We start from the raw sequence: 23,567 nt of genomic DNA, 5'->3' as shown, positions 1-23,567 counted from the left end.
ACCGTTAAAAAGCCCAATTTTGCGAGATACCAAAATAGTAATTTTGTCAAGACTTACGGGAATTATAGTCATAAGTCTTCTAATTAGTTGTTGAGTTACTTGTTAAGCTACTAGAGGGCGATTGGCCGTAGGCCACGCTTCGCGATTGACCGTAGGTCACGCTAAGCGAACGCAATTTGTTTTGTTCGAGGTATCCAGGATTAATGGGTAGTATAGTTGGCATTTTCACAGCTACAGATCAGCATCTTGATCGGAACTTGCTTCTGCGCATGCGTAATGCAATTGCCGATAGTGGTTCGGATGACAGTTATTTAGACATTAAACCAGAGGATGGAGTGGCTCTAGGTTATGTTCCCCTGATCACGAGAGACTTAAGCGCTGATAGCTATAAGCCAATGTGGAACTCTAACCATACAAAGGTCGTTGTCTTCAGTGGTACAATTCTCAACTGCCGAGAAATCAGAGACGAGTTGGAAACATTGGGGTTTGATCTCCAATCTAATCGTGAAACTGAAGTGTTACTGAAGGGATACGAAGCTTGGGGAACAGAGGTTGTTCATAAGCTCAATGGTACATTTGCTTTTGCTATTTGGGACCGCTCTGTTGGAAAGCTGTGGTTAGCGAGAGACAGATTTGGGGAGCAACCACTATATTACTTCTTCGATCAGCTACACTCTACTTTTATTTTTGCTTCAGAACTCAAGGCAATCCTAGAACACCCTGTTGTTTCCAAAGCTGTAGACCCTCAAGGGTTGCAATCCTACCTGGTTTTTGGATACATTCCTTCTCCCTTGAGCCTAGTTAAGGGGGTAAAAAAGCTACAACCTGCTCATAGTTTAATCATTGAAGCTGGAAAAACACCGCAGCTACATCGCTATTGGCAACTCAAGCAAATCGCAACATTGCAGAATACGCCAGAAGCAGAAATAAGAGACAATCTTCGCTCGCGGTTTGAGTTGGCGGTAAAGCGTCGCTTAGATCGCAACAGTGATTTTTCTCCCGCAGCACTTCTGAGTGGTGGTTTAGACTCTACCCTGGTTGTGGGGATGATGAGCAAACTCTCAAAAGAACCAGTTCACACCTTTTCTACAGCCTTTGAAATTGGTTCCCTTGATGCTGAAATCTGGAACACAAATCCGAATCAGTGTAACTCTGATGCTGATGTTGCTAAAGCAGTGAGTGCCCATTTTGGTACCAAACATAGTCAGCTGATGATCTCTGGGAGACAAGATTTAATCGGCACACTGCGGCGTTGTGTGAGAAATTATGGCGAGCCTCATGGTAACCAGATTAACGTCACCATGGTCTGGCTGGCTGAATGGCTTAAGGAGCAAGGAATTGCAGTAGTAATGACTGGGGATGGCAGTGATGCCATCTTGGGAGGTGAGCCGCGCCATCTATTAGATATGCAGATTAGCCTCTTGCAAAAATTACCTAAGTGGTTGCGCAACTTAGGCTATGCCAACAGAAACAAATGGCCAGTAAAAGATCACTTTAATCCTACAGCTTTTAGAAGAGTTGACTTAGCACCCTTAACTGTAGAAAGATTAAGTACTTGGTTTACCTACGGCAAGGGAGAATTTAATCAGCTCTTACAGGGAGAATACGCTACAGATACCGGAGTCATAGACTCGATATATCAGGAACTATTAAAAAGTTTGCTCTCCAACAATCACATTACTAGCAACCACGATGCCCTGCTCTACATGGATTTGAAGTTGGACATTGAAGAATCAAATCGCATCAAGACATATAAAACAAGTACGCCAGCAGGTTTCGAATCCCTGACTCCTTTTTTAGATTACCAATTTGTTGAATATGCCATGTCTATTCCCTTTGCCAGGAAAGTGGGCTGGCAAAAAGATAAGCAACTGCTGAGAGAAACGTTTTCAGATTTATTACCAAAAGTAGTAAAAAAGCGGAAAAAGTATGGTTGGCGATCGCCTTTTGGATCTTGGATAAAAGATTATATCTGGGAAGATGTTTGCGCGTCAATTAAAACGTTGCCTGAAACAGGTATTTTTAAACCGGAAGTTTGTAACTTGATACAAGACTACAAACCTGGTAACAGCCGTCAACTTTGGTCGTTGCTAACTTTTGCCATCTGGCACCAAGAATTTATGCAATGACCCCTAGTGGTAATTCAAAATTAAAAATTCAAACTTCAAAATAAAGAAAATCCGTTCGCGCAGGGTGGGCTACGGCCTTAATTTGGCAATTTTTTAATTCTGGAAGCCCCCCGGGTAATTAAAAATTATTAATTCAAAATTCAAAATATAGAATTGTCCGAATCATTTTGAATTAATAATTTTGAACTTTGAATTGGAGCGCGTTAAGCAGCGTGACCATAGGTCAAGCGACTTGACCCATCTTAGCTTGATTCGCAAGAATCAAGAGGTGCGACCCGTGATGGCGAGGGATTGCTCGCCATCACGGAAAGGGCACCTACTAACTAGAAGCACTGGTATAAAAACGTAGGGCAAACTGCCAAAAAATGCTCGAAGCTAACAGCAATCCTAGGGCTAGAATACCGGAACCTACTACCCAAAAGGTATCACTGCGATTCAACATCACTTCTGCTGGTACGGTAGTCAGGAACGCTACTGGCACTACAAAGGTAAAGAAAAACCGATAGCTAGCCGGATAAGCTACCATGGGATACCGACCAGCTTCTAGCATACTGCGCAGAACAGCGGTGACATTGTAGATTTGGACAAACCAAATGCTTGTTGCTCCCAGCATAAACCAGATGCTATAGAGGCTAGTCAACCCAAAACATAGTGGCACTACACTCAACAAATAGTTGCCGATATCTAAGTGTAGGCGTGTACCAGCGTAGCCTATTACTATCATTGAAAAGATTAAGTCTGGTAACCCCCAAGGGCTGACACTTCGCCAAGACAGCCAGAACTGAGAACTAATGGGCTTGAGTAGGATAAAATCAAGGGTTCCTTGCTGGACGTGATCCACAATCCGGTTGAGATTGGGAATCAGGAACGTGGCAGAAAACCCCTGTAGTAACGTGAACATCCCTAGTATTACCAGGGCTTCTTCCCAATTCCAGCCTGAAAAGGTGTAGCCAGTCCGGTAAAATAAGAATAGACCGAATAGGCTACCAGCCAGGTTTCCTAGGCTGCTCAAGGTAGCGATCGCAAAATTTAACCGATATTCCAGTTCAGCAGTGAGCGCAGTACTCCAGAACAACTGGAGTACACTAACATATCGTTTCATATTTATTTGGCTGTCAATGAAACTTGGGCTACCCCCAATAATATGCCATTGGGCTAATGCACCAACTACAACTATCCGTTATAATTGCATTTTATTCTAAAGTTCTGATAAGATTTAAATTTTCACAGTTAGGTTCAACAGGATAATAATGAATAAAATCTTGGTGATTGAGGACGAGATTTTTATTCGAGAAAATCTGATCGAACTCCTTGAAATTGAAGGGTTTGAAGCTCAGGGTGCTGAAAATGGTGTTGAAGGTGTACAGTTGGTTCAACAAGAACCGCCTGATTTAATTTTGTGCGATGTAATGATGCCTGAACTAGATGGATATGGGGTATTGGAGGTACTACGTCAAGATCCAGCCACAGCCAAAATTCCTTTTATGTTTCTTACGGCTAGTGCAGATCGCAGCAATATTCAGAAGATCAGAGAACTAGGCATTCATGACTATATTCTTAAGCCATTTAATGTGGATAAATTTTTGGATGTGATCTCAAATCGGCTAGCGGAACACAAGCAAACTTAGTCCGGCATCACGGCAAGGTAAGTATTCAGCCGTCAGCTATCAGCTATCAGCATATGGACTACAGATGGTGCTACAGATGGTGCTATAGCGCGTGTCGCGTATCAGGCGCTATAACTGCATGGGGTCGGAGTACTAAAACTAGCAGGGATTTTCAACCACTCGTATCAGCACCCCCGATGCTTGTTTACTATCTCCCGTTGATTAGCTGACGGCTGACTGCACCTCAAGTAGCGCATTAGCTGAATGCTTACACGGCAAGTAACAACCAAAAGTTGACCACAGACCATTCACGCTATGAGTTCTAAACCATTAATCCAAGATCCAGAACCCTTGGAAAGCCGATTGAAAGAAATTCCCCTGGAACCAGGGGTTTATTTGATGCGCGACCATAGCGCTAGTATTCTCTATATCGGCAAATCCCGAAAATTGCGTACGCGAGTCCGTTCCTATTTCCGTTACTCCCAACCCCTCAGTCCTCGCATTGCAATGATGGTGGGACGGGTTACTGATATTGAATTCATCGTAACCGATACCGAAGCGGAAGCCCTAGCTTTGGAAGCCAATCTGATTAAGCAGCACCAACCTTACTACAACGTACTGCTCAAGGATGATAAGAAATATCCCTATGTTGCCATCACTTGGTCAGAGGATTACCCCCGTATCTTCATTACCCGTAAGCGGCGCATGGGGAATAAACACGATAAATACTATGGTCCCTACGTCGATGTTAAGCTATTGCGCAATACTTTAGCTTTGGTGAAACAGGTTTTCCCCATCCGGCAACGCCCTAAACCTCTGTTTAAAGACCGTCCTTGCCTTAACTATGATTTAGGTCGTTGTCCTGGTGTGTGTCAAAAACTAATCACACCGGAACAGTACCGTCAAACCATCCAGGAAATCGCTATGGTTTTTCAAGGGCGTACTGGGGAACTGATTGAGATGCTGACGGCCAATATGGAACAAGCAGCAGAATCCCTTAACTTTGAGCTAGCAGCCCGAATTAGGGATCAGATTACTGGACTTAAGTCCCTGAGTACAGACCAAAAAGTAGCCTTACCTGACGATACTGTATCACGAGATGCGATCGCACTAGCCGCTGATGCCAAACATGCTTGCATCCAACTATTTCAGATCCGTGCTGGTCACTTAGTCGGGCGATTGGGATTCTTTGCCGATGTAGCCCCTCAAGGGAATGGGCCAATAGAACTCGGAGCAATTTTACAACGGGTTTTAGAAGAGCATTACCAAACTGCTGATGCTGTAGAAATCCCTACAGAAATTTTGGTGCAACACCCGTTACCCGATGGGGAGATGTTGGCTGACTATTTGAGCCTGCGCAAAGGTCGAAATGTAACTATACTCACCCCCCAACGGCAAACCAAAGCTGAACTGATTGAAATGGTCAAGCGCAATGCTAACTATGAACTGGAACGCACCCAGCGATTGGTTGACCGCAACACCAAAGCCATGGAGGATTTAGCTAACATTCTCGACTTACCGGATTTACCACGGCGCATAGAAGGGTATGATATTTCCCACATCCAGGGCAGCAATGCAGTGGCTTCTCAGGTTGTATTTCATGATGGCACATCAGCCAAGCAGCACTACCGTCACTACAAGATCAAAAATCCTAATATCACTGTCGGTCACTCCGATGACTTTGCTAGCCTTGCTGAGGTGATTCGCCGTCGCTTTAGAAAAAGTCAACTCGAACCAGAACCAGCAGATAGTATTAGCTCAACAATCAACAATCAACACTCAACACTCAGAAAAGATTGGCCTGATTTGGTAATGATTGATGGGGGAAAAGGACAGCTGTCAGCAGTTGTAGCAGTATTGCAAGAGCTAAATTTACAAGAAGAAGTGCCTGTAGTAAGCTTAGCTAAACAGTACGAAGAACTATTTTTACCAGGGGAGCCATTTCCCCTAGCCACTGATCCCGAGCAACCAGGGGTGCAACTTTTGCGCAGGGTTAGAGATGAGGCTCATCGCTTTGCGGTGAATTTTCATCGCAAACAAAGAACTACTCAGTTACATCGTTCCCGTTTAGATGAGATTCCTGGATTGGGATTCCAGCGGCAAAAACAGTTATTGGCTCACTTTAACTCCATTGATTATATTCGCAACGCATCGGTTAAACAGCTTGCTGAAGTACCAGGCATTGGTTTGCGTTTATCTAAGGAAATTTATCACTACTTCCACCCATGACTAGACCTTTTGAAAAAGTATATCTTATAACTAATACTAGACTTTGAAAAGTCAGCAAAAAGAGGAAAATGTCACACAAAAACTGAGGCAATAAAAGGTGCGCGCCCGTTCGCGCCCCGCGTCGGGCTTTGCCTAAAGGCGCGCACCAAAGCGCGAATTTAATTCTTAATGGGTCAAGGGCACAAAGAGCGGAAAGCGCACCTAAGAGTAAGCATTCAGCAGTCAGCGGTCAGCCGTCAGCCGTCAGCTATTTTCTTCAAAAGCTGAACGCGCACGGGTGCGCATAGGGCATAGGCTGATAGCTGATAGCTGATAGCTGATAGCTGATTGTTAGGAGGATCCCATTCTATAGGCTTTCTTTCTGTCTGCTTTTTTCTGTGCCCTGCCCTGATCAAGTGCTAGTGGCGCGCGGTTCTGTGTGCGAAACCTGCGTCCGCACCGCTGTTTTCCCTGTGCTTTCCCCCAAGACATCGCTGCATCCGTAAAGCGATGCTTGATTGATATGGATGTTGGGGAGTGCTAAATCTGTGACTAATTACCAGACGACTAATAATTATACATCTTATTTGATTAAGAAAAAACATAGATAGACAGTTTTAGCTCAGGTCCTAATAACTTTTAAATTAATAAGTTTTAAGTTATATTAAGAAATAACCTTTAAAATCATATTTTTTTAACAAAATTACTCAGCACTACCAGTAACAGGGGAATAACCATGACCCGAAACACTTTAGATGAACGGAGATCTCAGCTAAATGGCTCTGGCACTATCACTCAGCCAGATCACCAACAGAAATCTCAGCTAAATGGCTCTGGCACTATCACTCAGCCAGATCAACAACCATTACACCAAGCTAATCACCAACAGGAGGATTCAGCCTCATCATTACCCAGCTCCGGGACTAGTGAATCCCAAAGCCCCTTGTCATCAGGAGCAGGTACTTTAGTGATGGCCATGGGTATAGGCATTATGCTGACCTTCCTAGGAATGCGATTGATCGGGACAGCTCCAAAGGTTCAAAAAACCGATTCCCCTGTTGAAACTGCTGAAACCCCTGCGGCTGTAGCTTCTGCTGAAACCCCTGCGGCTGTCCCCTCCGCTGTACCTGCTCAAACTGTTACGGTGGCAGAGGTAAAAACCACCACAGTTAACCGTACTCTAGAAGCTATTGGTAGTGTTGCTGCTTTTGAGGAGATTAGGGTCAAGTCCCAAGCAACGGGTTTACAGATTAAACAGGTACTGGTTAGAGAAGGGGAATTTGTCAAGGCAGGACAAGTAATGGTCAGGCTAGATAATGCTGTGCTTCAGGCACAGTTAGCTCAAGCTCAGGCAACAGTTGCCCAAGCTGAAGCCCGTTTAGCAGAACTCAAAGCAGGGACACGCTCAGAAGAAAAAGCCCAAGCTAGAGCTCGTCTCGACCAAGCCCAAGCTCGTCTAAGACAGGCTCAAGCTAGTATTCCTAGACAAATTGACCAAGCTAAAGCCCAAGTGGCATCTGCTGAAGCACAGTTGAGTCTTGCTAAACGTCGCTTCGAGAGCCAGAAAAAATTGATTGCCGAAGGAGCCATTTCCCAAGACCGCTATAATGAGGTGGAAAGTCAATATTTCAGTGCTCAAGCGAATTTATCTGAAGCCCAACAACGCCTTGAGCAAGCACGAAACACCAACTCCCCAGAAATTGCCCAGTTAGAAGCCGCTGTAGTAGAAGCGCAACAGCAGCTCCAGCAAAGATTAGCTGGTTCCCGTCCAGAAGTAATTGCTCAAGCCCAAGCTCAACTGGCTAGAGAAAAGGCACAAGTCCAGTTAGTGATGGCGCGACTGAACGATACCCAAGTGGTGGCACCAGTCAGTGGCAAAGTAGCCACTAGAAATGCCCGTGTCGGTGATATTACCTCTTCCTCAGAAACACTCTTTACCATTATCGAAAAGGGGCGTTTGGAACTGTTATTAAGGGTACCCGAAACCCAACTGTCCCAAATCCAGATTGGACAACCAGTAGAAATATCTTCTAAAGGAGATAGCAGCCTGAAGCTTTCTGGAACAGTACGAGAAATTGACCCGATAGTCGATCAGCAGTCTCGTCAAGCTCTGGTAAAAGTAGATTTACCCAATTCTGGGAGCTTGCTACCAGGGATGTTTTTACGAGGCTCCATCACCATCTCATCAACTACTGGTTTAACCATACCATCCAAAGCAGTATTGCCCCAACCCGACACTAGCGCCATCGTTTATCGACTCGAAGCAGATAACACCGTTAAAGCACAGCCAGTGGTCATGGGAGAACTGCTCCCTAGTGGGCAAGTAGAAATCAAGAGTGGTTTAGCCCCAAGCGATCGCATTGTACTCAAAGGTGCTGCTTTCCTCAAAGACGGCGATCCCGTCCAAGTCTTAGACACTCAATAAAAGCCTTGAAAGTTAACAAGTTACAGGTTCATTAAGGGTTGAAAGGAACGCACCTAGTAAAAGCCTTGGTAATTTCCGGCAAGACTCGGAAATTATCTAGCTAGGTTGCAGACCAAGGATGAACTTCCTACGTTGTTTTGGTCATGATACCTGGGGGTGAACTCCAGCCCCCAGCACTATCGCCAACCATTAAGACGAAGGCAAAATGTGTAGTTGGCCTGACAAGCTATTACAACATGGTCGAGGAACACATTACCGATATTGAGGCATTTAACGATGCAAAATTATGTTTTTGTTATTGACACAAACAAGCAACCATTAAACCCGATTTTACCTAAGAAAGCACGCCGGTTATTAGACAAAGGTAAAGCTGCGGTTTTTAGGATGTATCCATTTACAATTATCTTGAAAACTGCGGTCGATAATCCAACTATTTCACCTTGTCAAATCAAAATTGACCCTGGCAGCAAGTTCACCGGATTTGCTTTAGTCCAAAACGACCAAGTCATTTGGGGGATGGAGCTAGAACACAGAGGAGGTTTAATCAAAAAGAAATTAGAATCTAGAAGCGCTGTTAGACGTGGGAGACGTAATCGTCACACTCGCTACAGAAAGCCTAGATTTCTTAATCGTAGGCGTTCAGAGGGCTGGCTTCCTCCCAGCCTAGAGCATAGGGTGTCAACCATTGAAACCTGGGTTAAACGACTGATTAAATTTTGCCCGGTCAGCGAGATTTGGGTCGAAAGAGTTAAGTTTGACACCCAAAAAATGCAGAACCCTGAAATTAATGGAATAGAGTACCAACAAGGTGAACTAGCCGGGTATGAAGTCAGGGAATATTTACTTGAGAAGTGGGGGAGGGAGTGTGCCTATTGTGGCAAGCAAAATATTCCCCTACAGATTGAGCACATTCACCCAAAATCCAAAGGAGGGAGTGATTCGGCAAAGCCGACGCTACGCGAACGGGTCAGCAATCTTTGTCTAGCTTGTGAAAAATGTAATCAACGAAAAGGCAATAGACCTATTGAAGAATTCCTAAAAAAGAAACCAGGCTTGCTAGAAAAAATCAAAAACAAGGCGCTTTCGCCATTGAGAGATGCAGCAGCGGTCAATACAACTCGCAACAAAGTAGTAAAGGTACTCAAGGAAATAAAACCTGTGGTTACTGGCACAGGTGCTCAGACCAAATACAACCGGACTAAGTTGGGACTACCCAAGCAGCATTGGATTGATGCAGCTTGTGTTGGAGACGTTGAAGCTTTGGTGTTGAGAACCTCTCAACCGCTACTAGTTACCTGCAAAGGACAGGGTGGCAGACAAAAAGCGGCACTCAATAAATACGGTTACCCCATCAGACACAACCCGCTCAAGCCAATCAAAGGTTGGTGTAGTGGGGACATAGCCAAAAACCTTTTGACTGGGGAGTTTGGGAGAGTTAACCCTAGAAGTAAGAGTAATTCCTTCAATTACACAGTTTCTGGGAAAAAAGCGATAAGCTTACACGTTAAAAACTTGTGCAGAGTTCACAGAAAGGATGGTTATAGTTATGGGTTTTGCCGATAAATACCAAGAATTACCTGGAAACAATTCTCCTATTACATCCAGGTTACAGGTTCGATGTTGATTAACCGTTGAAAGTGACGCGGTTACAAGTTGCATCTTGAGCCAATAACCTTGGCCTATTGGCCACGCGATCGCGTTCAACCAACTAACCTTGGCCTATTGGCCACGCAATCGCGTTCAACCAACTAACCTTGGCCTATTGGCCACGCAATCGCGTTCAACCAAATAACCTTGGCCTATTGGCCACGCAATCGCGTTCAAGCAACTAACCTTCAACCTTCAACCGATTAACCTTCAACCTTCAACCGATTAACCTTCAACCTTCAACCAATTAACCTTCAACCTTCAACCAATTAACCTTCAACCTTCAACCAATTAACCTTCAACCTTCAACCAATTAACCTTCAACCAATTAACCTTCAACCGATTAACCTTCAACCGATTAACCTTCAACTCTTTATCAGATGTCCTTTCACGTCTCCTCTTGGTCAATTAAAAATCCGGTTGCTACTCTGGTCATGTTTCTGGTTTTAGGAATAGTCGGTCTATTCTCCTTTAACCAGTTGGGAATTGATCGACTTCCTAATATTGATCTTCCAGCGGTTATGGTTACTGTTACCCAGCCAGGGGCAGGACCTGCAGAACTGGAATTCCAGGTAACCAAAAAAGTTGAAGATGCTGTTGCTAGCCTTGGAGACATTGACGAAATCCGCTCCACCGTTACTGATGGCAGCTCAAGAACCGTTATCAATTTTGTCCTCGGAACTGATAGCAATCAGGCAACTAATGATGTACGCAATGCGGTAGCTCAAATTCGTCAAAGTTTGCCCCTAGATATTAACGAACCTATCGTCAAACGGTTAGAATTTGCCGGGGCTTCAGTGATGACCTATGCGGTAGCTTCTGACAAACGCTCAGTGGAGATGTTGAGTGATCTAGTTGACCGGAAAATTAGCCGTGATCTGGTTAATGTACCGGGAGTTGCCCAAATTAATCGACTCGGAGGAGTTGACCGGGAAATTCGAGTTGACCTTGACCCGGCTAGATTACAAGCCTTTGGTATCACTGCTACCCAAGTTAATGACCAAATTCGGACTTTTAATGTCAACTTACCTGGTGGTCGCGGTAACATCGGCGGTGCTGAACAGAATGTCCGGACTCTCGGAAGTGCCAAGACCGTGGAAGAGTTGAAAAACTACCGTATTGTCCTCCCGGATGGCGCAAATGTTACCCTTTCCAGTTTGGGAGAGGTGACAGACGGCTTTGGTGATCTTAGGACAGCCGCCTATCTCAATGGGAAGTCAGTGGTAGCCTTTTCTGTACTGCGGAGCAGTGGTAGCACTTTAGTCTCGGTGGAAGAAGGGGTTCGCAAGGCTATCGAACAACTAAAATCTACTCTCCCAGAGGATATCGAACTGCCCTTGATCTTCACCCGTGCTAATTCCATCCGTGAGTCCTACCAAGCAACCATCGATTCCCTGGTTATCGGTTCACTACTGACCGTACTCACCGTGGGGATATTTCTGAGAAATTGGCGGGTAACTCTAATTACAGCAATAGCCCTACCTTTATCAATTATTCCCACCTTTTTGGTGATGAAATCCCTAAACTATACCCTCAACAATATGAGCCTACTGGGTTTAGCCCTAGCAGTGGGGAACTTGGTCGATGATGCCATTTGCATGATTGAAAATATCGACCAACACTTAGATATGGGTAAGAAACCCCTTAAAGCAGCTTGGGATGGGGCGCGGGAAATTGGTTTAGCTGTAGTAGCCACCACCGCCACTATTGTCGCGGTATTTATTCCTGTAGCCTTCATGGGGGGGATCCCTGGTCAATTTTTCCAACCCTTTGGAGTAACCGTTGCGGTATCTACTATGTTTTCCACCCTGGTAGCTACAACAATGACACCGATGCTGAGTGCTTATTTGCTCAAGCCAAAATCAAAAGGATTGAAGGTTGACAAGTTGTTCGCGAAGCGTGGCCAATTGGCCAAGGTTGACAAGTTGTTCGCGAAGCGTGGCCAATTGGCCAAGGTTGACAAGTTGTTCGCGAAGCGTGGCCAATTGGCCAAGGTTGACAAGTTGTTCGCGAAGCGTGGCCAATTGGCCAAGGTTGACAAGTTGTTCGCGAAGCGTGGCCAATTGGCCAAGGTTGACCCGTTGAAGGTTGACCCGTTGAAGGTTGACAAGTTGTTCGCGAAGCGTGGCCAATTGGCCAAGGTTGACAAGTTGAAGGTTGAAAGTTGGCAAAATAACCTTCAACCCAATAACCTTCAACCCAATAACCTTCAACCTGCAACCGAACAACCTGCAACCGAACAACCTGCAACCGAACAACCTGCAACCGATAAGAGGCGACGTATACAACCTTATCGAAGTCTATTAACCTGGGCGTTGAAGCACCGGATTACCACGATTTTGATAGCTGTAGCTTTTTTCATCGCTAGCTTGCAGCTTGTACAGTTTATTCCCAAGGGTTTGTTTAGTAATGAGGATACTGGAGTCAGTACGATATTGATTGATCTGCCACCGGGGTCTGAACTAAATGAAACCATAGACGTCATTCAAGAAACGAATCGGTTGTTGCAGTCAAACCCAGCTGTGGAAAATGTTCTGGCCAGTGCTGGAGATGATGGTGTAAATTCTGCTACTGTATACGCCAAACTCTTACCCAAAGACCAACGGGAACTCTCTCAAAAAGAATTTAACCAGCAAATGCGTCAGGCTTTTCAGAAAATAGCTGGTGCTAGGATTCGTTTCCGTAGTCAAGGGGGTGGAGGCTCTAGCCAGGATTTATCAATTATCCTCAAGAGTGAGAATGGTGAACTGCTTTCCCAAACCGCCCAAGCCCTAGAAAAACAGATGCGTCAAATTCCTGGTTTAGTGGAAATTACCTCTAGTGAAAGTCTAGTTAAACCAGAAATTGTGATTGTACCTAACCCTGCCCGTGCTGCAGATTTAGGAGTGTCTGTTCAAGCGATCGCACGCACGGCCTCTTTAGCCCTAATTGGAGATCTTGAGTCAAATCTGGCTAAATTTGACCTACCTGACCGACAAATTCCGATTCGTGTCCAACTCGACCCAGAATCGAGGGATGACATCGAAACCCTCAAAAATCTGCGGGTTCCCAGTCGAAATGGAACCTTAGTCCCCATCGCTGCTGTAGCCGATATCCGTTTAGGGAGTGGACCTGCCCAGATTGACCGCTTTAATCGTGCTCGTCAGGTGTCTTTGGGAGCCAACTTCCAAGGGATTTCCCTAGGAGATGCGATCGCAAAAGTTAAATCCCTACCTGCCATGAATCCCCTACCCCCTGGAGTTTCTGAGGAACCCGCCGGGGATGCCAAGATTATGGGAGAAATTTTCGGTGGATTCTTGAGCGCTTTAGGGCTAGCAGTGTTGTGCATTTATGCCATTCTGGTGCTGTTGTATAACAGTTTTCTCTATCCCTTTGGAATTTTGGTGGCTTTACCCCTATCCATCGGTGGTGCCTTAATGGGACTGTTGGTCGCCCAGAAGGAATTGGGACTGTATGCCCTAATCGGAATAGTGTTACTGATGGGATTGGTGACCAAAAATGCCATTCTGTTGGTAGACTTTGCCTTAGCCAATCATAAAGAAGGTAAATCCCAGTTTCAAGCCGTTATTCAAGCTGGAGTCAGTCGCTTGCGACCGATTTTGATGACCTCCGTCTCCACCGTTGCTGGGATGATTCCCATTGCCTTGGAATGGGGAGCAGCCGGTGAAGTTCGTAGTCCGATGGCTATTGCCGTGATTGGAGGATTTACCACTTCTACTCTGCTAACCTTGGTGGTGGTGCCAGTATTATTTACCTATGTCGATAACTTAGTTCGTTGGACAAGAAAGACCCTTTTTGGAAGTAAAACTCAAGATTACCAAGACCTCGTAGAGGTTGAGGTAGAGCCTGAGCAGTATTTGAGCAATGGTACTTCTGTTGCTGCTAGTAATGGTAAGTTCTAGTCTCTCGACTAATTTCTAGGTCAGCTATCAGCTATCAGCTATCAGCGGTCAGCTATCAGCGGTCAGCTATCAGCGGTCAGCTATCAGCGGTCAGCTATCAGCGGTCAGCTATCAGCGGTCAGCTATCAGCGGTCAGCTATCAGCGGTCAGCTATCAGCGGTCAGCTATCAGCCAAGGGCTGATAGCTGACCGCTGAATCCTTATGTCTAGGCTTAATAACAATTAACTATACAAAGTTGATTGTTGGTATTTTATTAATATAATGCAGATGTCAATTACCTATTGATTGTATTAACCAAAACCAATCAATCCCTCCCCTGATCAGTTACCCATAAGTTACCCATAAGTTACATCCCGTCCCTGATTACGAGTTTGCTTGGTGTAGTGATAGGGTGGATAGTATTCCCAGCAGTCTGATGATGGTAAGATTTGGGCAAGGGGGGTGTTTGAGCAATCGCGAAAATGCCAAGCACGCCAATCAAGGAAGTAAACAAGTAATATTAAAATTCGGCAATTCACTAAATTATCAACTGAATAATTATGATGTGTAACTACCTTGGTTTATTACTTGATAAGTATTCAGTCAAATTTCCTAAGGGAGCCTAATTAATTAGCGATTAACTAAGTTATTGGTGTAGGTTATTGGTGTAGTGGGAGCATCGACTCGTGAAAGCTGTTTGGTGGCATAGTAAATGGTGGTGGCAAATTTTTTCTCTAGTTGGAGAAATTTATTTAGGTATAGCCTTACTCTATCCCGTCCATGTTAGTGCTGAATCTATTATACCAGCCGCAGATGGGACGGGAACTAGTATTACAATTGATGGCAATCAGTTAACGATTGACGGGGGTACAGTTTCCGGAGATAGAGCCAATTTATTCCATAGTTTTGAAAAATTTGGTCTGAATGCAGAACAGACAGTTACCTTTCTGTCTAATCCCCAAATTCGTAATATTTTGGGTCGGGTTATTGGGGGTGAAGCGTCAATTGTTGACGGGTTAATTCGAGTAGTTGGAGGTAACTCAAATTTATTTTTGATGAATCCAGCGGGATGGATGTTTGGTGCTAATGCTCGGTTGAATATCCCAGGTGATTTAACCGTAACAACAGCGAATCGGATTGGGTTTGGTGAAGACAATTGGTTTACTAGCTTTGGGTCAAATGACTATCAAACTTTAATCGGTAATCCCAAGACGTTCGCCTTTGACTCGAATCAACCAGGGAGTATTATTAATGCTGGAAATCTGGAAGTACTAGAGGGAAATAATTTAACCTTAATCGGCGGTAGTGTGATTAGTACTGGAAACGTAAGTGCTGCCAACGGAACGGTTACTCTGGCTGCTGTAGATGGTGGTAATTTAGTTAGGATTAGCCAACCAGGACACCTATTAAGTATAGAAATTGAATTACCAACGGATGCTGATGGGGAGCAGCTACCATTTACACCTCAGGATTTACCAACCTTGTTGACCGGGGGAGTTGAAGAGTTACAGACACCAATTGTGGTAACGCCAGATGGTAAAGTACAGCTCGCGGATTCTGGCTTACCGATTGAGATGGGTGATGTGGTGGCTCGGGAGGTAAAGGCTCAGACTGCTACACTCTCAGCTACTAATAATCTCACCTTAGTCGAAAGCCAGCTCTCTACTACTGGGGATTTGAATCTGTTGGCTGGCAATACAGTGCGATCGCATGATAGTCTAGCGCGCCCCTTTATTGCAGAAGCCCTCGGCAATTTATCCATCCAGGGGAATCAAGCCATAGAGATTTCAACCTTCAATCATCAGGCTAGTGGTTTCTTCTCTGGTGGAAACATGGTATTGCGTTCCGCTAATCCAGTACAAGGCAGTAGTCATTATAACACAGGGGCTAGTTTTCGGATCGAGCAGTTAGATGGCAGTCCAGGAAATTGGATTAGTCCTGATGATTCCATCATTTTCGCAAATGGTGATGTCAGTATAGGAAACTACCAAGGCGCTTCCCTACATATTTTGGCAGGGGGTAGTGTTACCTTAGGCGAAATTGTGATTAATCCTAGTGATGACCGTAACCCTAAGATTAGTCCAACTAATTCCGATCCCTTTCGCGGCTTACTCGCCAATGTCACTCTATCTGACCAAAGCAATTTGGTGATTGATAGTGCTAATCAGGCCACCTTAGATATTAGAGCTGGGATTGATTGGACACAACTAGGAGGAATTCCAGGAAACAATTCAGGTAATCTTGTTCCTGATTTTAGTAATACTGTTAGCAGTAATGCCACCAGTGCCGATATCAAACTTAGGGATATTACCGTCGATCGGGATGGCTTGGTATTGTTAACCAATCAGTATTTACCTAATACTGCATTACCCAGTGGAGCCATTCAAGTAGACACCATTAAGACCCGTGGTCTAAGTAATAGTAATAATAACAATACTAATACTAATTCCCAACAAATCCTGATTGACTCTCGCAGCACTATCAAAGTAACTTCGAATAATCGCTTAGATGCTTCCAGCCATAATACTGGTAGTGGAGGGGATATTACCCTGATTGCTGATGGCAATAGTCAATTATCCACAACTCAAGCTACTATTCAAATTCCTAGCATCGATTCATTGGGTGGGGAGAGTGCTGGCAATGTTACTTTAATTAGCAGAGGTGGTGATATTGAAATCAATAGTGGAGGTAGCGGTATCAATGCTGATTCCGAATCGGGCAATGGAGGAGCGATCGCAATCACAGCTACCAATGGTAATGTTACTATCAAAAATCCCATTAACAGCCCCAGCACTCTAGTCATTGATACCGATGGTCAGGTCAGTCTCGGCAACCCAGACCAACCATCACAAGTCAGTAACATTAAAGATGTTTTGATTACCGCTGGCGGGATTGACTTGATTTCCCAGCTGATTACTGAGACAATCACTATTCAACCAAAAGAGCTTAATGCTACCATTGGGATAGGGAAAGACGCTGGTAGCACCTTCCAAATCACCACAGGGGATTTGCTCAATAATCTCGATCTAGGAACCTCCGGTACCTTAACCATTGGAAATCCTGAATTAACCGGTGATGTAAGAATCCGCAACTTTGACCTGAGTCAGGAAAACCTCAATGTTATCGTTAGAGGCCGGGATATTCACTTTGTTAGCAGTGACAGCAATCCTGTTGTCCAACTCGCCAATAATCAGACAGTTCAATTTATCTCTGCTGGTACCATCTTTGATAGTTCAGGCACTGAAGTAAAAATTGATGGGCCACAAGGCGCAGTGCTATTCGATGCTGAAAATGGATTTAGCTACGCTGATGCTAATGGTATAGATGTTCAAGCTCAGAATGTTGCTGCTATTACCCGCAACCGTGGCGACATTATCCTTAACCTCCAACATCCCAATGCTGTGATTACTACCGTGGCTGGTGTGGATGGGATTAGCGCTGCTAATAATGGCAACATTAGTCTCGGACAAGATATACCTGGTACTATCACCATTGATCAACTCATCCGTGCTCAGGGTAATGGGAGTATCTCAATTGGGGAATTCAACACTAATCAAATCAATCTCAACAGCAGTGTGACATCTGACAGTGGTAACATTAGCTTCGTCAAACCCCTTAATCTTGATAACACTAGCGCTAATATTAGTCCTAACATCACTAGCACTAGCGGTAACATCACCTTTGATGATACCGTTGACGGTAGTCAAGACCTGATCGTTAATGCTGGCACTGGCACCATTCAGTTTAATGATGCAGTGGGAGGCACCATTCCCCTAGGGGATATTACCCTAACTGCTGATGACATTAACCTTAACGACATAGTGCAAGGGAATGCCACCATTAGATTACAACCGTTCAGCACTGATCAAGCGATCGCAATTGGTGGCAGTGATACCAACAATCCAGATATATTAGCACTAACTGCGGAAGAAATCAACCTCCTTCAGGATGGCTTTACTGCTATCACTATCGGTAATCCTAACAGTAGCGCTAACATTACCATTGCTGAGACTGGGGTCACTTTCCAAGACCCAGTAACCATTCAAGCCCCAGCCGGGTCAGGTGCCATCATCGGCAAGGGCACCATTCAAGGCATAGACGATGCTTCCATTACTCTAGAGGCCAATCAAAGCATTGCAGTTGGGAACATTATTACCAATGGCTCCGATATCAACCTTACTGCTAGGAATGGAGAGGTATTCACAGACAACCTAAACACTTCTGGTATCAGTGGTGGTGATCTGGTTATCGATGCTTTCACTACCATCAAGACTGGGGTAATTAATACTAGCGGTAGTCTTGAGGATGGGGGAAATGTGACTATCGACCCGATTGGAGATGTGGAAGTCAGGGCGATTAATGCTCAAGGGGGAGAAAACGGTAGTGGTGGTAATGTCGATATTACCGCTGGTCGATTTTTCCGAGCTACTGATGCTTTTAGCGGACGCAATCAGACCACAGCTAGTATTTCCACTAGGGGCGGAGTGGCAGGAGGCTCAGTCATCATCCGACATAATGGCGGAGCTAGTTCCATACCCTTTACCGTAGGGGATGCTACCGTCAATGGTACCGCTGCAGCCATTACCACTGGCATCGACAATTCGATTTTGCCAACGCAACGGTTTCTGGAGTCCTATACTCAGGGGGATTTTCCCAGGCAGATCCAACTGATTACTGAATCATTTCCTAATACAGTAACCAATAGTGAGCCAGAGTTACCTGAGTTACCACAGGACATCCTCCCACCAGTGATGATAGAAGAAACTCAAGCATTGTCCAAAGAAATGCTAGTCTATCAACTAGAGGATTATTTTACCAGTCAAGTCACCAGTCAAGTCACCAGTCAAGTCACCGGTCAAGGGTCGTCATCTGTTACACAAGCAGATAGACAAGCAGAGCAGACTCAGATTAAAACAGCAAAAGACATTCAAACAGAACTCAAGGAAATTGAACACGTTACCGATGCTAGACCGGCACTAATCTATGTCTTTTTTCGGAATTCTGGAAATTTACCAGGACGAGACGTTGTCTTGAAAACCGAATTCCTCAACATTAATCCTAATGTAATTGTAGAGCCCAAGCCTAATGCTCCGTTGGAACTAGTATTGGTAACTAGCCAAGGCAAAATGATCTACAAACGGATTGCTAATACCAGCCGGGAGCAAGTGTTAGCTTTAGCTGAAGAATTCCGGGATAGTGTAGCATCTCCCAGAGCAGGGGTGTTTCGACCACAAGACCTAGCTAAATCTAAACAACTCTATCAATTATTGATTAAACCCCTCCAGAAGACATTAGATGAACAAAACATCAATAACTTGGTGTTTGTGATGGATAAAAGCTTGCAGTCTCTCCCCTTAGCAGCACTCCATGATGGCGAAAGCTTTATTGTGGAAAAATACAGTGTTGGTTTAGTGCCTAGTTTGAGCTTGACCGATACCAACTATACCGATGTCAGAAAAGCCCCAGTGCTGGCAATGGGTACAGAAAAATTTGACCACCATCGAGACCTACCCTATGTTCCCAAACTAATTCAGCATTTAGTTAATACCTGGTCAGCTAAAGCTCTAGAAAACGAAAACTTTACCTTAGCTAATCTCCAGGATGAAATTAATCAGAAATCTTTTAATATCCTTCATTTAGGAACCCATGGTAAATTTCGGTCTAATGCTAATGATTCCTACATTCAGTTCGGAAACAAACGATTAGGATTAGGAAAATTTGAAACCCTGGGATTAGAGCAACCACCGGTAAACTTATTGGTTTTAAGTGCTTGTGATACAGCCCTTGGCAATGAACAGTATGAATTAGGATTTGCTGGATTTGCCTATCAAGCCAAAGTGCAATCAGTCTTAGCTAGTTTGTTAGCAGTGCCTCAAAATGGAACCTTTAAACTCCTGACATCCTTTTATGACCATTTAAAACTCGTTCCTAGAAAAGCAGAAGCCTTAAGGCTAGCCCAAGTCGAGATGCTTCAGGATAAAAGTAATAAGAAGTTATCTCATCCTTACTATTGGGCATGGTTTACTATTGTGGGAAATCCTTGGTAGTTTTAGAAGGGAGTAGGGAACAGGGAACAGGGAACAGGGAACAGGGAACAGGGAACAGGCAATCGGGAATCGGGAGTCGGGAGTCGGGAATCGGGAATCGGGAATTGTGGCGTAGGGTGCGTTAGGGACGGGCTCGCGCGGATTTTCCGTGTCTTGGCCAGGGTATAGATAGCCGGTCCCGTAACGCACCACCCACGGGCTCGCGCGGATTTTCCGTGTCTTGGCCAGGGTTGAGACAGCCGATTCGAAAACTTTAACAGGCAAGATGCCTGTTCCACGCCTGATGCCCATTTCACGCCTGATGCCCGTTCCACGCCTGATGCCGATTCCGCCCACTGGGTCAAATAGCAAAGAATATCTAAACGCAGCGTTCGCGTTCGCGCAGCCTGGGCTTTGCCGAAAGCGTGGCCAAACGCGCCCCGCGTGGCCTTTTGGCCAAGGTCAATCGCATTTATCCTCCCCACTCTTCTCGATTCCCGATTCCCGATTCCCGATTCCCGATTCCCTCGGTGCGCTTACAGTCGTCGAATTAAATTCGCCACGGGTCGCACCGCTCCCTACTCCCTACTCCCTACTCCCTACTCCCTACTCCCTACAGCTGAGGTAGCAGTTAATGCCCCAACAGCTAATAGACCTAATAGAGTGGTTGGTTCAGGAACGGTAGCTGGGGCTCCGTCATAAAACACGGTAATGTCAAACATCACATTTTGTTCAGCTTCTCGAAACGCAAGAACTGCCTCACCAGGAGCAACACTTCCTGAAGTTAGCAACAGTTTTTTCATATCATTAGAGAAGATAAGTTCGCTGAAAATATCAGAAATACTTTCCTTACTCCAGGCTGCATCTTCCTCGGCAGAAATTGTGTAGAGGATACTGGTTAAGGTCTTGTCTATGTTATTTCCAATTACTACTCTACGCCCGATATCTGTGGTAATGGAATCCCCAGTTTCACAAAAAGGAGGACAAAGTTGGGCAGCAGGCTCTTCACCAACGGGAGGCTTAACCACTACATTTTTAACTAGTGTAACTGCCTGGGCCACACTAGGCATTACCACAGTCATCAATGCTGCTGATGCTGTAGCCATAGCTAATTTTTGAGCCATCCCTTTGGTAACCGCTAATGATGATGATAATTGAGTCATCTAAATCCCTGATTAATTTACCTAAGTTATATTACTCAACAATCTGGACATTGTTTATAAATATTTGATAAACTTATCATGAAGGTTATCACAAAGATTGTGAAGGCTTTTAAGAATTGAGCTTGTAAGAATTCGGCCTTGCTGATTATGGGTATGGCGCACGCCCCCCTAGCCCCCCAATTCTGGGGGGAACAAAACTCTCAAAATACCCCAGAATTGGGGCACCAACGGGGTAGTTCACTAAAACTACTAGATGATCGCGCATTCATTCCTTAATTCAGTAACGCCAATAATTCAGCTCAGAAGCGATCGCATTTATCTCGCCCCTGTTCCCTACTCCCTACTCCCTACTCCCTACTCCCTACTCCCTGTTCCCTGTTCCCTGTTCCCTGTTCCCTACTCCCTACTCATGGATACAAACGCCGCTGAATTACAGGAAAAAATTCGTCAACAATTTGATTTTGGTCCCTATCCCAGAATTCCCATCGACCGCTCCCCAAAAAAGCAGCTAAGCTTACTTTATTTTCATAATTTAGTCACCCCCTATTATTTAAGGAATCACCAAGTCATTAATTCAGACCAGAAAGTTATATTAGATGCTGGCTGTGGCACGGGATACGGCACATTAACCTTAGCAGAAGCAAATCCCGGAGCCAAAATTATTGGGATTGATATCTCGGAGCAGTCTCTGGATTTAGCTCGTAAACGCTTAAGCCATTATGGGTTTGATGAAGCAGAATTTCATCAGCTCTCCCTTTATGATTTACCTAGCGCTGGTTGGGAATTTGATTATATTAATTGCGACGAGCTACTTTATTTATTTCCTGATCCAGCTGTTGCTCTAAAAGCGATGAAAGCGGTTTTGAAGCCTCATGGAATTATTCGCAGCAATCTACACAGTAAGCATCAACGTCACCTGTATTTTCGCGCCCAAGAAGTCTTCCATGTGATGGGATTATTTAATGAAAATCCCGAAGATATGGAGATTGACATTGCGTTAAATACCATGAAAGCCTTAAAAAATAATGTTGAACTAAAAGCTCAAACATGGAATCATAAATATGAGGGAGAAGACGGAAAAGAAAGAGTGTTAATGAACTATCTTTTCCAAGGGGATAAAGGCTACACCATTCCTGATTTATTCGCTGGCTTAAGAGCCGCTAATCTAGACTTTATCAGTATGGTCCATTGGCGACAATGGGATTTAATGAGTCTATTCAAGGAACCAGACAATTTGCCAGTGTTTTTGGCCATGAGCTTGCCAGATATTTCTGTGGAAGACCGACTGCATTTGTTTGAGCTATTACATCCTGTTCATCGGCTCCTGGATTTCTGGTGTGGACACCCCGAGCAAGGCCAATCGTTTACTCCAATTTCCGAGTGGACACTGTCCGATTGGCAGAAGGCTAAGGTACATCTCCATCCTCAGCTGAACATACTAGACGTGAAACAAGACATGCTCAAAGCCATCACTGAATTACAGCCTTTTGAAATCAGTAGGTATCTGCCAGTGAGTGGAGTGCAATCTCTGGTAGACAGTGCAGTTGCTTCTTGTCTATTACCCCTATTCGATTCCCCTCAGTCGATGCCATCTTTAGTAGAGCGATGGCAGACATTGCGCCCAGTAGATCCGGTAACACTGGAGTCAATATCTGATCAGAAGGCATTTGATACGGTGAAAGAGGCATTGATGGGATTGGAGAATTATGGGTATGTGTTGGTTGAAGGTTAGCTATCAGCTATCAGCTATCAGCGGTCAGCTATCAGCTATCAGTTGAAGGTTGGCAGGTTGAAGGTTGGCAGGTTGGTAGGTTGGTAGGTTGAAGGTTAGTTGCTTGAAGGTAAGCAGGTTGAAGGTTGAAGGTAGAATTATAGCGCTATAGGTCATCAACCAGGTTGATGGGAGATATGCGATCGCATTTAGCTTATCCTAGGAATTGAGAGAATTTTGTTCCCTACTCCCTACTCCCTACTCCCTACTCCCTACTCCCTACTCCAAAAGTAGCCGTAGGGTGCGTTAGGGACCGGCTCTCCTGGATTTTTGGCCGATTGGCCAGGGTTGAGACAGCCGGTCCCGTAACGCACCAGGATCAGCCATCAGTTTCTTTGAAATTTGTGATCCCATTGAGATCATCTTGCTGGTGCGTTACTGATGCGATCGCATTAATTTCCAGATATGCGATCGCTGAATCTTCCAATCAATAGGAGTAGAGTGGGCATCCTGCCCGCGCGAAAATAAGCATGAAACTGGCTTGATGCCAGTTCCACGCCTGATGCCCATTCCACAGTTAGTTGGTAGCCGTAGGGTGCGTTAGGGACCGGCTCTCCTGGATTTTTGGCCGATTGGCCAGGGTTGAGACAGCCGGTCCCGTAACGCACCAGGATCAGCCATCAGTTTCTTTGAAATTTGTGATCCCATTGAGATCATCTTGCTGGTGCGTTACTGATGCGATCGCATTAATTTCCAGATATGCGATCGC

At 44.9% G+C, this 23,567-nt stretch carries 14 protein-coding genes; 9 read left to right on the top strand and 5 right to left on the bottom strand.

What is annotated here, in order from left to right; genetic code table 11:
* Positions 1-203: 203 nt before the first annotated feature.
* Positions 204-2,129 carry an asparagine synthase (glutamine-hydrolyzing) gene (gene asnB / locus F6J99_RS05500; RefSeq protein ID WP_293112050.1) on the top strand — a complete coding sequence of 642 codons (1,926 nt, stop codon included), beginning with the start codon at positions 204-206 and terminating at the stop codon, positions 2,127-2,129.
* 319 nt (positions 2,130-2,448) lie between these two features.
* Here the strand turns inward: asnB and F6J99_RS05495 are convergent, their stop codons facing one another.
* A complete protein-coding gene (locus F6J99_RS05495) occupies positions 2,449-3,231 on the bottom strand; it encodes an ABC transporter permease (RefSeq protein WP_293112049.1) in 783 nt (260 codons plus the stop codon).
* A gap of 148 nt (positions 3,232-3,379) precedes the next feature.
* Here F6J99_RS05495 and F6J99_RS05490 point away from each other — a divergent pair, with 148 nt between their 5' ends.
* The 6 genes from F6J99_RS05490 (at position 3,380) to F6J99_RS05465 (ending at position 19,945) form a co-directional block, all read left to right on the top strand.
* On the top strand, positions 3,380-3,757 hold the full coding sequence (locus F6J99_RS05490) for a response regulator (RefSeq protein ID WP_070393860.1): 378 nt from the start codon (positions 3,380-3,382) through the stop codon (positions 3,755-3,757).
* Between the two features lie 294 nt (positions 3,758-4,051).
* Positions 4,052-5,965, top strand: coding sequence for an excinuclease ABC subunit UvrC (uvrC, locus tag F6J99_RS05485; protein ID WP_293112048.1), 1,914 nt, complete (start codon positions 4,052-4,054; stop codon positions 5,963-5,965).
* A gap of 715 nt (positions 5,966-6,680) precedes the next feature.
* Positions 6,681-8,369 carry an efflux RND transporter periplasmic adaptor subunit gene (locus F6J99_RS05480; protein ID WP_293112047.1) on the top strand — a complete coding sequence of 563 codons (1,689 nt, stop codon included), beginning with the start codon at positions 6,681-6,683 and terminating at the stop codon, positions 8,367-8,369.
* A 276-nt stretch (positions 8,370-8,645) separates the two neighbouring features.
* Positions 8,646-9,932: an RNA-guided endonuclease IscB gene (iscB, locus tag F6J99_RS05475; protein WP_293112046.1), complete on the top strand. Its 1,287-nt coding sequence runs from the start codon at positions 8,646-8,648 to the stop codon at positions 9,930-9,932.
* 464 nt (positions 9,933-10,396) lie between these two features.
* Positions 10,397-13,918, top strand: a complete 3,522-nt coding sequence (locus F6J99_RS05470) for an efflux RND transporter permease subunit (RefSeq protein WP_293112045.1) — start codon at positions 10,397-10,399, stop codon at positions 13,916-13,918.
* Between the two features lie 666 nt (positions 13,919-14,584).
* Entirely contained in the window at positions 14,585-19,945 is a 5,361-nt protein-coding gene (locus tag F6J99_RS05465) for a CHAT domain-containing protein (RefSeq protein ID WP_293112044.1), read from the top strand.
* 2 nt (positions 19,946-19,947) lie between these two features.
* On the opposite strand, the gene F6J99_RS05460 is transcribed toward F6J99_RS05465, so the two are convergent.
* Positions 19,948-20,241, bottom strand: a complete 294-nt coding sequence (locus F6J99_RS05460) for a hypothetical protein (RefSeq protein ID WP_293112043.1) — start codon at positions 20,239-20,241, stop codon at positions 19,948-19,950.
* On the opposite strand from F6J99_RS05460, the gene F6J99_RS05455 reads away from it, so the two are divergent.
* A complete protein-coding gene (locus F6J99_RS05455) occupies positions 20,229-20,552 on the top strand; it encodes a hypothetical protein (protein ID WP_293112042.1) in 324 nt (107 codons plus the stop codon). The two genes, F6J99_RS05460 and F6J99_RS05455, sit on opposite strands and share 13 nt — an antisense overlap.
* Here the strand turns inward: F6J99_RS05455 and F6J99_RS05450 are convergent.
* Positions 20,524-21,087 (bottom strand): PEP-CTERM sorting domain-containing protein, encoded by a 564-nt coding sequence (locus F6J99_RS05450; RefSeq protein WP_293112041.1) that lies wholly within the window; start codon positions 21,085-21,087, stop codon positions 20,524-20,526. The genes F6J99_RS05455 and F6J99_RS05450 overlap by 29 nt on opposite strands.
* 409 nt (positions 21,088-21,496) lie before the next feature.
* Here F6J99_RS05450 and F6J99_RS05445 point away from each other — a divergent pair, with 409 nt between their 5' ends.
* Positions 21,497-22,819: a class I SAM-dependent methyltransferase gene (locus tag F6J99_RS05445; RefSeq protein WP_293112087.1), complete on the top strand. Its 1,323-nt coding sequence runs from the start codon at positions 21,497-21,499 to the stop codon at positions 22,817-22,819.
* A 24-nt stretch (positions 22,820-22,843) separates the two neighbouring features.
* On the opposite strand, the gene F6J99_RS05440 is transcribed toward F6J99_RS05445, so the two are convergent.
* Together F6J99_RS05440 and F6J99_RS05435 are read right to left on the bottom strand one after the other, a co-directional pair.
* Complete coding sequence (locus F6J99_RS05440) at positions 22,844-22,975, bottom strand: hypothetical protein (RefSeq protein WP_293112040.1); 132 nt, start codon at positions 22,973-22,975, stop codon at positions 22,844-22,846.
* A gap of 258 nt (positions 22,976-23,233) precedes the next feature.
* Positions 23,234-23,368 (bottom strand): hypothetical protein, encoded by a 135-nt coding sequence (locus tag F6J99_RS05435; protein ID WP_293112039.1) that lies wholly within the window; start codon positions 23,366-23,368, stop codon positions 23,234-23,236.
* Positions 23,369-23,567 lie beyond the last annotated feature (199 nt).

The organism is Moorena sp. SIO4G3 (genome assembly GCF_010692305.1).
In the GTDB taxonomy this organism is placed as follows: Bacteria; Cyanobacteriota; Cyanobacteriia; order Cyanobacteriales; family Coleofasciculaceae; genus Moorena; species Moorena producens_A.
The sequence above is the reverse complement of the archived record's forward strand: the minus strand, read 5'-3'. Positions and strand labels throughout refer to the sequence as shown.

Coding starts and splice junctions, on each gene's coding strand:
- F6J99_RS05470 (WP_293112045.1), top strand. CDS start 10,397: ATGTCCTTTCACGTCTCCTCTTGGTCAATTAAAAATCCGGTTGCTACT.
- F6J99_RS05435 (WP_293112039.1), bottom strand. CDS start 23,368: ATGGGCATCAGGCGTGGAACTGGCATCAAGCCAGTTTCATGCTTATTT.
- F6J99_RS05445 (WP_293112087.1), top strand. CDS start 21,497: ATGGATACAAACGCCGCTGAATTACAGGAAAAAATTCGTCAACAATTT.
- F6J99_RS05450 (WP_293112041.1), bottom strand. CDS start 21,087: ATGACTCAATTATCATCATCATTAGCGGTTACCAAAGGGATGGCTCAA.
- F6J99_RS05455 (WP_293112042.1), top strand. CDS start 20,229: ATGCCCATTTCACGCCTGATGCCCGTTCCACGCCTGATGCCGATTCCG.
- F6J99_RS05490 (WP_070393860.1), top strand. CDS start 3,380: ATGAATAAAATCTTGGTGATTGAGGACGAGATTTTTATTCGAGAAAAT.
- iscB (WP_293112046.1), top strand. CDS start 8,646: ATGCAAAATTATGTTTTTGTTATTGACACAAACAAGCAACCATTAAAC.
- uvrC (WP_293112048.1), top strand. CDS start 4,052: ATGAGTTCTAAACCATTAATCCAAGATCCAGAACCCTTGGAAAGCCGA.
- F6J99_RS05480 (WP_293112047.1), top strand. CDS start 6,681: ATGACCCGAAACACTTTAGATGAACGGAGATCTCAGCTAAATGGCTCT.
- asnB (WP_293112050.1), top strand. CDS start 204: ATGGGTAGTATAGTTGGCATTTTCACAGCTACAGATCAGCATCTTGAT.
- F6J99_RS05440 (WP_293112040.1), bottom strand. CDS start 22,975: ATGACCTATAGCGCTATAATTCTACCTTCAACCTTCAACCTGCTTACC.
- F6J99_RS05495 (WP_293112049.1), bottom strand. CDS start 3,231: ATGAAACGATATGTTAGTGTACTCCAGTTGTTCTGGAGTACTGCGCTC.